Source organism: Pseudomonas sp. FP1740, from assembly GCF_030687165.1.
Classification (GTDB): domain Bacteria; phylum Pseudomonadota; class Gammaproteobacteria; order Pseudomonadales; family Pseudomonadaceae; genus Aquipseudomonas.
In genome coordinates this window covers 6516972-6530817 of record NZ_CP117461.1, presented here as the reverse complement: position 1 = coordinate 6530817, position 13846 = coordinate 6516972, and the positions used below count along the sequence as shown (strand labels likewise).

Annotated in this window: 13 protein-coding genes; 4 read left to right on the top strand and 9 right to left on the bottom strand. The window is 59.4% G+C overall.

From position 1 onward, the window contains the following. Positions 1–81: 81 nt before the first annotated feature. The 3 genes from PSH69_RS29480 to phoB all read right to left on the bottom strand — a co-directional run bounded on the left by PSH69_RS29480 (position 82) and on the right by phoB (position 3597). Entirely contained in the window at positions 82–1422 is a 1341-nt protein-coding gene (locus PSH69_RS29480) for a hemolysin family protein (protein ID WP_018927395.1), read from the bottom strand. Positions 1423–1545: 123 nt separating this feature from the next. Next, on the bottom strand, positions 1546–2832 hold the full coding sequence (gene phoR / locus PSH69_RS29475) for a phosphate regulon sensor histidine kinase PhoR (protein ID WP_305412891.1): 1287 nt from the start codon (positions 2830–2832) through the stop codon (positions 1546–1548). 75 nt (positions 2833–2907) lie between these two features. Continuing rightward, positions 2908–3597 (bottom strand): phosphate regulon transcriptional regulator PhoB, encoded by a 690-nt coding sequence (gene phoB / locus PSH69_RS29470; protein ID WP_007896474.1) that lies wholly within the window; start codon positions 3595–3597, stop codon positions 2908–2910. Positions 3598–3749: 152 nt separating this feature from the next. Here phoB and PSH69_RS29465 point away from each other — a divergent pair, with 152 nt between their 5' ends. Beyond that, positions 3750–4133, top strand: a complete 384-nt coding sequence (locus tag PSH69_RS29465) for a hypothetical protein (RefSeq protein WP_305410565.1) — start codon at positions 3750–3752, stop codon at positions 4131–4133. Positions 4134–4210: 77 nt separating this feature from the next. Here the strand turns inward: PSH69_RS29465 and ubiA are convergent, their stop codons facing one another. Together ubiA and PSH69_RS29455 are read right to left on the bottom strand one after the other, a co-directional pair. After that, on the bottom strand, positions 4211–5101 hold the full coding sequence (ubiA, locus tag PSH69_RS29460) for a 4-hydroxybenzoate octaprenyltransferase (RefSeq protein WP_305410564.1): 891 nt from the start codon (positions 5099–5101) through the stop codon (positions 4211–4213). Then, positions 5101–5664, bottom strand: a complete 564-nt coding sequence (locus PSH69_RS29455; protein ID WP_305410563.1) for a chorismate lyase — start codon at positions 5662–5664, stop codon at positions 5101–5103. Before PSH69_RS29455 ends, ubiA begins: the two co-directional genes overlap by 1 nt. 200 nt (positions 5665–5864) lie before the next feature. Here PSH69_RS29455 and PSH69_RS29450 point away from each other — a divergent pair, with 200 nt between their 5' ends. The 3 genes from PSH69_RS29450 (at position 5865) to PSH69_RS29440 (ending at position 7667) form a co-directional block, all read left to right on the top strand. After that, positions 5865–6032: a rubredoxin gene (locus tag PSH69_RS29450; protein WP_007896465.1), complete on the top strand. Its 168-nt coding sequence runs from the start codon at positions 5865–5867 to the stop codon at positions 6030–6032. Between the two features lie 18 nt (positions 6033–6050). Then, positions 6051–7199 (top strand): NAD(P)/FAD-dependent oxidoreductase, encoded by a 1149-nt coding sequence (locus PSH69_RS29445; protein ID WP_305410562.1) that lies wholly within the window; start codon positions 6051–6053, stop codon positions 7197–7199. Between the two features lie 192 nt (positions 7200–7391). Next, the gene (locus tag PSH69_RS29440) at positions 7392–7667 is read left to right on the top strand and encodes an HU family DNA-binding protein (protein WP_003213368.1); all 276 of its coding nucleotides are present in this window, start codon (positions 7392–7394) and stop codon (positions 7665–7667) included. Positions 7668–7870: 203 nt separating this feature from the next. Here the strand turns inward: PSH69_RS29440 and PSH69_RS29435 are convergent, their stop codons facing one another. The 4 genes from PSH69_RS29435 to PSH69_RS29420 form a co-directional block, all read right to left on the bottom strand. Then, positions 7871–8344: an SMI1/KNR4 family protein gene (locus PSH69_RS29435; protein WP_305410561.1), complete on the bottom strand. Its 474-nt coding sequence runs from the start codon at positions 8342–8344 to the stop codon at positions 7871–7873. Between the two features lie 80 nt (positions 8345–8424). Continuing rightward, positions 8425–9054 (bottom strand): hypothetical protein, encoded by a 630-nt coding sequence (locus tag PSH69_RS29430; protein WP_305410560.1) that lies wholly within the window; start codon positions 9052–9054, stop codon positions 8425–8427. 5 nt (positions 9055–9059) lie between these two features. Further along, complete coding sequence (locus tag PSH69_RS29425; protein WP_305410559.1) at positions 9060–13466, bottom strand: RHS repeat-associated core domain-containing protein; 4407 nt, start codon at positions 13464–13466, stop codon at positions 9060–9062. Between the two features lie 96 nt (positions 13467–13562). Next, complete coding sequence (locus PSH69_RS29420; RefSeq protein ID WP_230175587.1) at positions 13563–13844, bottom strand: hypothetical protein; 282 nt, start codon at positions 13842–13844, stop codon at positions 13563–13565. Positions 13845–13846 lie beyond the last annotated feature (2 nt).

Below are 13846 nucleotides of genomic sequence, written 5' to 3'. Positions count from 1 at the left end.
CAGCCGGTTTTGGGGCCGCTCCGCAGCCCAACGGGGGCAAGCCCCCTCACCACAAAAGCCCGCTCACCACCGAAAGCACGCTTAATCGAGCATCAACACCTTGGCCAATATGATCTTCGGCCCTTTCATCTTTTTGATGATGATCCGCAAACCTTCGACTTCCAGCACTTCTTCCTCTTCCGGCACCCGTTTCAGGGTTTCGTAGACCAGCCCGGCGAGGGTTTCGGCTTCGATGTGGTCCAGGTCGATACCCAGCAGGCGTTCCACCTTGAACAGCGGCGTATCACCCCGCACCAGCAGCTTGCCCGGCTGATACGCGAGGATCCCGCGTTCAGCCTTGCGGTGTTCGTCCTGAATGTCGCCCACCAGCACTTCCAGCACGTCTTCCATGGTCAGGTAGCCGATGATGTTGCCGTCGGCTTCCTCGACCAAGGCGAAGTGCGAGCCGCCCTTGCGGAACTGCTCCAGCAGTTGCGACAGCGGCATGTGCCGCGATACGCGCTCCAGTGGCCGGGTCAGTTCGGCGAGGTTGAACGACTCGGGAATGTGATCAAGGGCGGCCAGTTCCAGCAGCAGATCCTTGATGTGCAGCAGGCCGACGAACTCCTTGCGCTCGCTGTCGTACACCGGGTAGCGGCTGAACTTGTGGCGACGGAACAACGCCAGGATTTCCTTGAGCGGAGCGTTGAACTCAAGTGTGACCAGGTCTTCCCGGGAGTTGGCCCAGTCGACCACTTCCAGCTCGCCCATTTCCACCGCCGAGGCCAGTACGCGCATGCCTTGGTCGCTTGGGTCCTGGCCACGGCTGGAGTGCAGGATCAGTTTCAGTTCTTCGCGGCTGTAATGGTGCTCGTGGTGCGGGCCGGGCTCACCTTGCCCGGCGATGCGCAGGATCTGGTTGGCGCTGGCGTTGAGCAGGTAGATGGCCGGGTACATGGCCCAGTAGAACAAGTACAGCGGCACCGCCGTCCACAGCGACAGCAACTCGGGTTTGCGGATGGCCCAGGATTTTGGTGCCAGCTCACCGACCACGATGTGCAGGTACGAAATGATGAAGAACGCCGTGAAGAACGAAACTGCCTTGACCACCTCAGCGGAATCTACACCCACGGCACTCAGCACAGGCTCCAGGAGGTGCGCGAACGCCGGTTCGCCGACCCAGCCCAGACCCAGAGAGGCGAGGGTGATACCCAATTGGCACGCTGACAGGTAAGCATCGAGCTGACTGTGTACGGTGCGCAGGATATGCCCGCGCCAGCCGTGCTGTTCAGCGATGGCTTCGACCCGGGTCGAGCGCAGTTTGACCATGGCAAACTCTGCCGCAACGAAAAAGCCGTTGAGCAAAACCAGGATCAGAGCAAAAAGAATCATGCCGAAGTCGGCGAATATTGTTGCGAGGGTCAAGCCAGGGGAAGGGTCCATGATGGAGTTTTGCGGGTTCCGTGTATTCAAAAGGAAAGAAAAAAGTGCGCCTGAAGGGCAGGCACAAGTCAGCCAATGTAGCGGCTGACTGATCGATTGCCTAGTGGCGAGTGCTAGTCGGTATCAGTCCGCGGCGCTGATCACGCGGGATTTGGTGACCTGGGCCGGCGCAAAATGGCAGGTAAACGTGCTGCCATGCCCCGGCACACTGCTGATTTCCATGCGGGCCCGGTGGCGCAGTAGCACGTGCTTGACGATGGCCAGCCCCAGCCCGGTGCCGCCGGTGTTGGAATTGCGGCTGGAATCGACGCGATAGAAGCGTTCGGTCAGGCGCGGCAGGTGTTTGCTGTCGATGCCGATTCCCGAATCCTGCACGCTCAGGTGTGCACCTTGCTCGTCACCCCACCAGCGAATGCGGATATTGCCTTCGGCCGGGGTGTATTTCACCGCGTTGAACACCAGATTGGAAAACGCACTGCGCAGTTCGGCTTCACTGCCCTTGAGCAGAATCGTCGGGTCAGCTTCCAGGGTGATGTGCTGATTTTTCTGACCCGACAGCTGCTGAGCGTCGCTCTTGATCGATTGCAGCAGACTGTCGATGGACACCGGTTGGTTGTCCGACGGGTAATCGGTGGCTTCCAGTTTGGCCAGCAGCAGCAAATCGTTAAGCAAGGTCTGCATGCGCCCGCCTTGCTGCTGCATTTGCTGCAGGGCACGGGTCCAGCGCGGATTCACGTCCTCGACGTTATCGAGCAGGGTTTCCAGGTAGCCGCAAATCACCGTCAGGGGTGTGCGCAGCTCGTGGGACACGTTGGCGATGAAGTCTTTGCGCATCTGCTCCAGCTGATGGATACGCGTCACGTCGCGCACCAGCATCAGGTGCTCGTTGTTGCCATAGCGGGTGATGTACAGCTGAATGCGCAGGCGATCGTTGATCGGCGACGGAATCTCCAATGGTTCGGCGTAGTTGTCCTGCTCGAAGTATTCCTTGAAGCGCGGATGGCGCACCAGGTTGGTCACCGGCTGGCCACTGTCCTGAGGAGTCTTGAGGCCGAGCAGGGTTTCGGCGGCGCGATTCCACCACTCAAGGTTGCCGTCGCTGTCGAGCATGATCACTGCGTCTTTCAGCGCGGCAGTGGATTCCTGGACCCGGTCAATCACCGCTTGCAGGCGCCCGCGCACCCGTTGGTCGCGGCGTTGCAGGTGATAGATGCTGTCGAACACTTCGCCCCACAGGCCATAGCCGTCGGGCGGTGCTTCATCGGGTTGGTGCAGGCGCAGCCATTCGTGCAGGCGCAGCAGCTGTTTGAGGGTCCAGGCCAGGTAAACACCCAGGCCCACGGCGAGGCTCCAGCCGTAGTAGCCGGAAATCAGGCCGATCACCAGGCAGGCGGTAACCAGCAACAGCATGTGGCGAATCAGGGTGCCATGCCAGTTTTGATTCACGGAAAATATGCGTCCTTGTCAGCGAGTCTGGCGGCCGGCTCAGGCCTTGGTAGAGAACCTGTAACCGGTGCCGCGCACGGTTTGTACCAGATTTTCGTAAGCATCGCCGAGGGCTTTGCGCAGGCGACGGATGTGCACGTCGACGGTGCGCTCTTCGACGTAGACATTGCCGCCCCAGACCTGATCCAGCAACTGGCCGCGAGTGTAGGCGCGTTCCTGGTGGGTCATGAAGAATTGCAGCAAACGGTATTCGGTCGGGCCCATCTCGGCAGGTTTGCCGTCGATGGTCACGCGATGGCTGATTGGGTCGAGCAACAGGCCACCGACTTCGATCGGCGCTTCGCCATCGGTCGGGCCGGCGCGGCGCAGTACGGCTTTGAGGCGTGCCACCAGTTCGCGGGGGGAAAACGGTTTGGTGATGTAGTCGTCGGCGCCTACTTCCAGGCCCTGGATCTTGTTGTCCTCTTCACCCTTGGCGGTAAGCATGATAATCGGGATGTCCCCGGTCAGCTCGTCGCGCTTGAGGCGGCGGGCCAACTCGATGCCGGAGGTGCCGGGCAGCATCCAGTCGAGCAGGATCAGGTCCGGTTTGCGGTCGACGATAATGGCATGGGCCTGCTGGGAGTTCTCCGCCTCCAGGCAGTCATAGCCGGCCATTTCCAACGCAACGGCGATCATTTCGCGAATGGGCGCTTCGTCGTCGACGATCAGAATGCTCCTGCCAACCATGCCTTAATCCTCTTGTCATTTAACTGTCTTGCGCCGCATTAGATAACGGAATTATTGCAGTCGTGTGACAGTATTTTAGCCGCCCTGCGATTGCCGCGATCCTGAACTAAGCTCTAATTCCGAATCCTGACAACCACAAAAGGAAGGTTTCCATGAATCACATTGCTAAATCCTGGAAGGTCCTGCTGGTCACGGCTGCGCTAACGTTGCCGTCCATGGCCTTTGCGGCAGAACCCGCCATGATGAAAGGCGGCATGATGGTCGATCAGAAGGGTATGACCTTGTATACCTTTGACAAGGACAAGGACGGCAAGTCGATGTGCATGGGTGAGTGTGCGAAGAACTGGCCGCCGATGATGGCTCCGATGGATGCCAAGCCCATGGGTGAATGGAAGCCGATCAAGCGTGACGACGGCACAATGCAATGGACTTACGACGGCAAGCCAATGTACACCTACAAAATGGACAGCAAGCCGGGAGACATGAAAGGCGACGGCATGATGAAAATGTGGCACGTGATTGGCGAACACAAATAAGCGATTTGCCTGCCTTGTAAACAGCCTGTAGCAGCTGGCGAAGCCTGCGTTCGGCAGCTGCTACAGATCAATCGCAGTCAACGCAACGCGTAATCCAGCACAATCCCCACGAAAATCGCCAACCCCGCCCAGTGGTTATGCAAAAACGCCTGGAAGCAACGCATCCGGTCTTTGCTGCGGGTGTACCAGAACTCCCACGCAAAGCAGCCTGCCGCCACCAGCAACCCAAGGTGGAACCAGCCACCGAGATGGAATTTCGAGCCAGCCAGCAACAGGCAGCCCAGCGCCAGGCCTTGCAAGGTCAGAATGATCACCCGGTCGGCATCGCCAAACAGGATCGCGGTGGATTTCACCCCGATCTTCAGGTCGTCATCGCGGTCGGTCATGGCGTAATAGGTGTCGTAGCCCACGGTCCACAGCAAGTTGGCGATCCACAGCAACCAGGCTGTCGCCGACAACTCACCGGTCTCGGCAGTGAACGCCATCGGCATGCCCCAGGAGAACGCCGCGCCCAGCACCACTTGCGGGTAATAGGTGTAACGCTTCATGAACGGATACGTGAAGGCCAGGGCCAAACCGCCCAGCGACAGCCAGACCGTCGCCGCGTTGGTGCACAGCACCAGCAGGAAGCTCACGCCCATCAGCACCGCGAAGAACACCAGGGCTTCTTTGGAGCTGATCTTGCCGCTCACCAGCGGCCGTTGCTCGGTGCGTTTCACATGGCCATCGACCTTGCGGTCCGCCCAATCGTTGATCACGCAACCGCCGGCACGGGTCAGTACCACGCCGAGCACGAAAATCACGATATTGGCCAGTGACGGCGAACCTTCACCGGCAATCCACAGAGCCCACAGCGTCGGCCACAGCAGCAGGTAAATGCCGATCGGCTTGTCCATGCGGGTCAGCTGAATGAAATCCCAGGCCCGAGGATTCACGCGGTTCAGAGACTTGAGCAGGTTCTGGTACATCAGCAGTTCTCCGGATGCGCGCGGGCGGCGCTCCACAGGGTCGGCAGGAAAACCTCGGCCACCAGCACGCTCCGGGCGCCACGGTCGAAACGCGAGCGCCGGGCCCACAGTTCAGGTGCTTGAGCCTCCATCGGCAACCACGCTTGAGGATAGTGACAAACCTCGATGGCCCGGCGCTGAAACGCCCGATCGCAAAACAGCAGTTCGCCCAGGGAGCGGCTGCCCAGCTCATCCATGTGCAATCCGTCGCCCTGCAGCGCGCTACGCGCCGCCACGCTGCGGGCAAACACCCAGGCTTCACCATGGCCGCGCAGATACACCTCGCGCACCCAGCCTTCGCTGCCTTCGGCCAGCTCCAGCGCGGCACATTCGTCGGCGCGCAGCGATTGCCAGCCTTCGAACAGCGGCGTGACGCTGAAACCGTCATTCGACAAACGGGTCAGGCGTCGGGTCAGTGACCCTTCATCGAACAACCAATCGAGCGTAGACGTGTCGGGGCGGGGCATCAGTTGGCTTTGAGAAAGCCAGAGCGGCGTCGGGGAAGGGGCTTTTGAGTGCGGCACAGTGAGTCATTATTGGCAGCAAATGAGGCGGCGAGCTTACCATGTCAGGCGGCGAGTTTGATTGATCCGGCCTGCCGTTGCGCCGAACAGGCTTGCATCTGTCGGGCCCGATCAGTACAAAACGCCCTGAGCCGGACGGCAACGCTTCATCTATCGACCGTTCGCGCCGGCAAAAGCCTGAATCCCGAGGAAATACCTGAATGAAAAAGTGGCAATGTGTGGTCTGCGGCCTGATCTATAACGAAGCCGAAGGCTGGCCGGACGACGGTATTGCGGCGGGCACACCGTGGCAGGACGTGCCGGAAGACTGGCTGTGCCCGGACTGCGGCGTGGGCAAAATGGATTTTGAAATGATTGAAATCAACTAAGCATCCAAGGAGCTAGGAATGAACGCACCTGTCGTGATCGTCGGCACTGGGCTGGCTGGCTACAACCTGGCCCGGGAGTTTCGCAAACTCGATGGCGAAACCCCGCTGCTGTTGATTACCGCAGATGACGGACGCTCCTACTCCAAGCCGATGCTTTCCACCGGCTTTGGCAAGAATAAGGACGCCGATGGCCTGAGCATGGCCGAGCCGGGCGCCATGGCCGAGCAATTGAAAGCCGAAGTGCGCACCCACACGCGCATCAGCGGCATCGATCCGGGCCACAAACGCCTGTGGATCGGCGAAGAATCGGTGATCTACCGTGACCTGATCCTGGCCTGGGGCGCGGAAACCGTGCGGGTGCCGATTGAAGGCGACGCGGCCGACGCGGTTTTCCCGATCAACGACCTTGAAGACTACGCACGTTTTCGCGCGGCGGCGGCCGGCAAGCGTCGGGTGCTGCTGCTGGGCGCCGGTTTGATCGGCTGCGAATTTGCCAACGACCTGATTCTCGGTGGCTACGAAGTGCAACTGGTTGCTCCCTGCGAACAAGTCATGCCGACCTTGCTCCACCCGGCGGCGGCCGCTGCGGTCCAGGCCGGCCTGGAAAGCCTGGGCGCGCGCTTCCACCTCGGGCCGGTGCTCAATCGCTTGCAGCGAGTGGCTGACGGCCTGGAAGCGCATCTGTCTGACGGCCAGGTCATCCCTTGCGACGTAGTGGTGTCAGCCATCGGCCTGCGTCCGCGCATCGACCTGACGGCCGCTGCCGGGGTGCAGGTCAATCGTGGTGTGGTGGTCGACCGCCACCTGAAAACCTCTCACGCCAACATCTACGCCCTGGGCGATTGCGCCGAGGTCGATGGGCTGAATCTGTTGTACGTCATGCCCCTCATGAGCTGTGCGAGAGCGCTGGCCCAGACCCTCGCCGGAAACCCTACGGCGGTGAGTTACGGCCCGATGCCGATCACCGTGAAAACCCCGGTCTGCCCATTGGTGGTTTCGCCGCCGCCACGGGGCGCGGAGGGCTTCTGGACGGTCGAAGGGCAGGGCGCGGACATCAAGGTGCTGTGCCGCGACAGCGCCGGCAAATTGCTGGGCTATGCCCTGACCGGCGCGGCGGTGATGGAAAAACTCGCCCTGAACAAAGAACTTCCGGCCCTGTTGGCGTAAATACCGGTCGTTCTGTCGGAATCACCCCGTTTTTGCTCCCACAAAGGTCGCGGGGAGACTGGCGCCACTCTTGCGCGCATGCCATCCTCATTCCCGTCTGCCGCAGAGTAGAGCACCTGCGGCGCCTTGGGCGCTGTTCCAACGAGAACAGCACGGACATAACAACAAAAAACCGTCAAAGGGGCTTCACTCATGCGTAAACCAGAACTCGCCGCTGCCATCGCGGAAAAAGCAGATCTCACCAAAGAACAGGCCAATCGCGTTCTCAACGCCGTTCTCGAAGAAATCACCGGCGCTCTGCATCGCAAGGATAGCGTCACGCTGGTGGGCTTCGGCACCTTCCTGCAACGCCATCGCGGTGCCCGCACCGGCAAAAACCCGCAAACCGGTGAGCCGGTGAAGATCAAGGCCAGCAACACTGTTGCGTTCAAGCCAGGAAAATCGTTGAAAGACAGCGTTAATCCGTAACACGCACCGACTTCCCGCACAGCGGGCGAGCGGGATAAAAAATGGGCACGCCAACGAGGTTGGGTGCCCATTTTTTCTGTCTGGCGGATCAGCCGACTCGGCTTTGTTTCCTGGCGAGAATCGCTGCTATTTCCGGCTCATTCAGGTGATCCAGCGCGCGCTCTACCAACAAATGCACCCCGTCGGCCAGGCTGCTGAGCGCCTCATTCCTCGTCCAAATCTTCCTCATCGATCAGGCCTTGAACAAACTGGAGGAAATTCGAGCAGACCAGCTTTTCGGATTCAGCCTGATTTTCTTCAGGGCTTAGGTCACTATCAAAGCTGTCAGTGGTGAAGTAACTAACGGCCTCCGTATCAAGATTCAGGCAAAAGAAGTTACCACCCCAGTCGTTCGCGAAAGGCAGGAGGTGTGCAGGAAGTACCTGTTTTTTTAGCATCAACTGGTAGGTGGACAGCAGCGTGGAGTCGCCACCGGTAATCGGCTTGAATGCAGCCATTTCCAGTGGCTCGTCAAAATCTTCGCTGACCCAATAGGTCCGCTCCGGTACGCCACCGTTGTACTTGAGGTAATGGTTTCTAAAGGGCGTCGGTAGCTTCTTGCCAATGGCGGATTCCAGGTGATCCAGATCCGTTGGCGTAATGGCCGCTTCGTCATTTGAGAATGTATTTTCAAGCATCGTTAATCTCCACCAGCAGCTTTTTCACCTTACTTAGGACCAACAGGTACTGTCGATCTTGGTGAATAGTTCCTTGGGGGCTACTTGTTATCTGTCCTCAGAATTTTATTTGCCAAAGCCAAATCAAATTGTTTGTTTCCGAATATTGATTTGGTTGCAAGGACTTTTTTAAAGACGTCTGAGTCCAGGCTCAGGTCATTTTTCTGCGCTGCAAATAATGCGGTTAGAAAGGGGTACGCATAGTTGTCAGGTTCTGCCAATACGTCGTCAATTAATGAGGGAGTGCCAAGGATGCAGTTCTCTGCCTTTGACAGGTAAAATTTTGTCAGTCGTTCGTTTATTTTTTGTACTGTTTCGTTTATTTCATCAGGCGCTGGAGTTCTAATGATGCCGCCCAGCTCGTCACCAAACTGTTTTGTTTCTTCCGATAATGAACTTTTCGACAAAAAAGATGAGTTCAATAGTCGGCTCTGATAGGGCGGTGATTGGTTTATGCAGAAACTAAATGCCTCGCATGTATAAACCTCCAGGCCCGCATAGTAGCCATCGGCCTTGGTCAAGTGTTGTATGTAAATTTCCCCAAGCTTTTCCTTGGAGATAAGTAGGCCAAGTTTGTTTTTGCTTGCTTTCAGGTCCAAGTGGGATGACGTTGTCTTCTTTAGCGCCGCCAGTAATTCCGCTTCCAAACTTTTACGAATTTCTATGCTCATTATGTTCACTTGTAGATTAAAAGATTGAAGGTTGCATTGTGCTGTGCGCCTTTCCCACCCAGCGGCACCCCCGGCTTCCCTTTGGTATCAACCTTGAATGTACCCTGCGTGCCGGCTGAAGGTTTTATCGTCCCCCCTCCCAGATGTTGTGTGGTGTTGGCCGGCTTAGTCATGTCGAAGACGTTGGAGTCGGTTTGGTTGGGGGTCAACTTCCCGGTGCCGTGCTTCACTTCAAATACATGCAGTTTTCCGTTTCGGTCTTTGGCTACGAAGTCAGCCCGGATACGTTTCCCATTGACCTTCATAGTGACTTCTTCTGCGACGACCTTAAACCCATTCCGCTTAAGGTCATGAATCGCCTTGGTTCGGCCTTTATTGCCACTGACTGCGCTTTTGCATGCCCATCCCCATGGGTCCATCCACGTCAGAGGGTTTGGCGCATATTGATAGAGGTTCAATCCCCCCATCAACCCAATCGGATCCGGCGTAGTAAACCGCCCCACATCCGGATCATAAAACCTGAACGTATTGAAATGCAGCCCCGTCTCCCGGTCCAGGTACTGCCCCTGAAACCGCAGATTCTGCTCTTCAATGTAATACGGCTCGCGCACCTCTTCTAACGTGTTGCCCCACACCCGATAACTCGCCTGCCAGACGTTGTGGCCGTCTGCTTCGGTGAGCTGTTCCGGCAGGCCGTTGAGGTCGTTGTGGTAGTAGCGGATTTTTTGCAGCGGGCCGGTGCCGTCGACGCGGGCCAGGGGCTCGTAACCTTCGTCTTCGTAGAGGTAGAGGCTGGTCTGTTGATGGCGATGTTCCTGCAACAGGCGCAGGCCGTCCCAGGTGAAGCGGGTTTCGCCGAGAGGGTAGCCGTTGGTGTCGTGTACGGTTTTTTCGATGCGCCGGCCCAGTGGGTCGTAGGTCATTCTGACCACGCTGCCGTTTTCATTGCGCACTTCAATCAACCGGCTTTCGGCGTCGTAACCGAAGCGCTGCAGGCCTCGTTTAGCGCTGCGTTTTTCGATCATCCGGCCAAACGCGTCATAGCGATAACGCTTGTCCTGATAGGTCAGCAGTTTGTTGTGCACCACCAGCCCGGCGCCGGGTTGTGGGTCGTCCAGCAGGTTGGCGGCGGCATCGTAGGCGAAGGTTTCGCGCTGGCCGTGCAGGCTGTCCTGGCTGGCGATGATGCGGCCAGTGGCGTCGTAGTGCAGCAGTTGGCGGTGTTGCGTGGCGGGTTGCTGGTCGAGTTTGCCGATCAGGTTGTCGGCGGGGTCGTACTCGAAATGTTTCTGCACCGCTGCCGGCATCAGCGATGGCTGGCTGGTGTGTCGGCGTTGGCGTGAGCGTAAACGTCCGCTGCGGTCGTATTCGCTTCGGGTGCTGATCTGGCCTTGGGTGCGCAGCACTTCGCGGTGCAGGCGGTCGCGTTCGAAGTCGCTGATGACCTGGCCGTCGAGGTTGATCTGGTGCAGGTGGCCGCTGCCGTAGTACAGGCGATTGAGCCAGCGGCCGTCGGGCAGTTGGGTCTGGATGAGATTGCCGAGTTCGTCGTAGTGGTAGTGCAGGTTGCCGGCCGCGCTTTGTTCTTCGAGCAATTGACCGAGGGCGTCATAGGCGAAGCTCAAGGTTTGTGCGTTGCCGTGGTGGTCGGTGAAGGTGACAGCGGTGAGCTGGTCCAGTGAGTCGTAGGAGTAGTCGGTGCGGCCATCGTCGGTGATTTTGGCGATCAGCCGGCCAACGGCATCCCGTTCCAGCCGATGAACGATGGGAGCGGGAGGCGACTCGGGGACGACGGCCAAGCCGTTGCCATAAGGCGCCGGAACAGCCGTGACCGCCGCGACGTTGTCCAGCAGGTCATAGGTGTAGCGCTTGGCGCTGCCATCCAGATCCTGTTGTTCAATCAGTCGATCCCCAGCATCCCAGGCAAACCGATAACTCTCGCCATTTTCGTTGGTCAGCGCCTGCAGCCGCCCATAGCGGTCGTACCCAAACTGCACCTGCCGGCCGTGGGCGTCGGTGCGTTGGCGGACCTGACCGCGACGGTTGTGTTGATAGAGCGTGGTGTGCCCGGCCGGGTCGGTGTAGCCGATCAACTGGCCGGCGACGTCGCGCTGATACTGTTCGGTGCGACCGTCCGGCAATTGGCTGCTGAGCAACCGCCCCTGGGCGTCGTAGCTGAATTGGGTGCGTTCGCCGAGGGCATCGGTGATCGTTTGCAGATAGCCCCGGTTGTCGTAGTTGAACCGCGTCGGATAACCCGAGCAATCGATGTGTTCCACCAGTTGGCCGAACGGGTTCCAGCGCAGCCTTTTGCTTTTGCCGGTGGCGTCGATGATCTCGACGACCTGGCCGTGGGTGTCGTAGCGGTATCGCGTGATGTGGCCCATCGGATCGGTCTCGGCGATGCAGTTGCCGCGCTGATCGTAGCGATACTGCCAACTGTTGCCCGCGGTATCGGTTTCCACCAGCGGCAAGGCCCAGTGCTCGAGCCATAAGGTCGAGTCACTGCGGCCCAGCGGGTCGGTTTCGCCGATCAGGTTGCCGGCGTCGTCGTAGCTGTATTCGTAGCGTCCGCCCAGCGGGTCGGTCGCGCTGAGCAATTGGCGTTCGTCGTTCCACTCGAACTGCCAGGTCTGGCCGAGGTTGTCGGTGTATTCGGTGATCTGGTGCTGGGTGTTCCAGCGTCGTGTGCTGATGCGCTGTGAGCCGTCGGTGATGCGTGTGACACCGGCCTTCAGGTCATAGTCGAACTGGTAAGTGTCGCCTTCGTCGGTCCAGTGCCGGACCACGCGCCATTCAAGGTCTTCGATCAAGGCCCATTCATAGAAACAACGCAGCCCCGTGGGCAACTGATGCTCGACCATCCGCCGCCCAGCGTCGTAGCTGAAGCGCCGTTGCACCTGGCCGGTGGCATCGCGCACTTCGGCCAGGTTGCCGGCTGCGTCATAGCCGTAACTGACGAGTACTTCGCGGTGTTGGTCGGGGTACAGGCGTTCCACCCGAGCCACGCGACGGTCTTCTTGAATCAGCTCGACCTGCACCAGATCGAAGGTGTCCCGCAGCCGAACAAGCTGCCCGCCGTCGTCATAGTCGAGGTGGATGCGGTTGTCATTGCGGTCGCCGAGCTGGTTCAGGCGCAACAACGACGGATTACCGGGTGTACCGTCGAACAGCCGATACAACCCGTCATCGCTTTCAATCAACAATTCCCCATTGCGATGCCGCCGAACACTCAGCCCTTCACCCGCACTGAACACCGCGCCGCCCAGAGGAATCGAGCCCATATCGATGCGCCGGCCCTGCTCATCGGTGTAGACCAGCGTTTCTCCACCCTCCGGGTGAGGCAGGATTTCAACACACACCTCGTAGGACACGCTCCAACCGGCGCCGAATAGCCCGTCGCGGCGTTCGTCACGGCTGTTGTAGAAGCGCTGCCAATCGATCGGCAAGATGCCCGGCAGCACGAAATCCAGCTCTTCGTCCCCACCCAGCACCTTGGCCCCGGTCGCAGCATGCACCGGGTTCGACGAACCCATGGCGGCGTTGGCCATGGCGCCCATGGCGCTGCTGACAGCCATCGACGTCGCGCCGCCGATCAGCATGCACGGCAGTTTGCTGAAGAACTTGCCTTTGCCGCCCTTGAGCATCAGCAACGCGGTGACCGCCAGCCCCACGCCCGGGGTCTTGCCGCTGCGGATCTCACGTACTACCACCGAACCGCCACCAATGGTCACGTTCGATGAGATCAGCCCGGACGATACGACCTTGGCGTCGCAGGTGGTGCGGTCGCCGCTGCGCACGGCGGGCTGGCCGTTGATGGTGACTTTGTCCGAGCCCTCGGCCAGAAACTGCGGCGGCATCGGCGGATGCTTCATGCAGGTGACCAGATCCAGCGGCTTGGGCACGGCGCCGGGCGCCGGGGTGGCGACGGTGGGGCGCCACATCTGCGAGAAGAAGCTCTCGGCCATGTCCAGATAGCTGGGCTCGGCTTCGGGCTCGGGTGCCTCCAGCTCGGTGCCGGCTGGCGCGACATGGGATGGAATCGCCCCGGCGGCCCGGGCGGCGGGCATGTTGTTGGTCAGGGTGTTGGTGGAGCCGGTGAGAATCGTTGCCTGCACCGTGGGCGGGAACAGCGCATTGCTGAAGCTCTCGCACAGGTTGCTCAAGCCTTTGTCGGCCCCGGTCTTGCTCATGGCGAGGCCGACGATGGTGCCCACCACCGCGCCGAGCAGAAAGCAGCCGAGGCCGCCGGTGACGACGGTGATGCCCGTGGCCGCTACCACGGCCGCCGTCGCCAGCGCGGTGATCGCGATATTGGCCGCCACCTCCAGCACACCGCCAAGAATGTCGGCCATCATCGAGGTGTGGTCGAGTGCATCGCCCAGGCGGGCGGCCCAGAGTGCGTCAGACATGCGGGATGTTAATCCGACGTAAGTGTCTGACGGCTGCGTAATCGTTGTGCGGGTTGCGCAATTCGATGCCTTCCATTGCACCTTTCTCCTTGTTGGTTACGGCATGCGCATTAGCGCAGTCCTCAGGCGTTTGATCAGCTTCGGATCCTTGAGGCAATCGGCCGGCCGCATGTTATCCAAGGCCGGCACCTGCTGTTCGACCCACCACAAACCTTCCTTGAGCCCTCTTTTACCGTAGAGAATGACCGCCATATCGAGGTTGCCATCCAGTTGTTTCGCCAGGGAGCGGGCGTCGTCGTCGAGATAGTCTTCTTCATATAACTGCACAAGCACTTGCCATTCGGCATCGCCAGGGTAATCGTCTTCCAGTTTTTCCATCT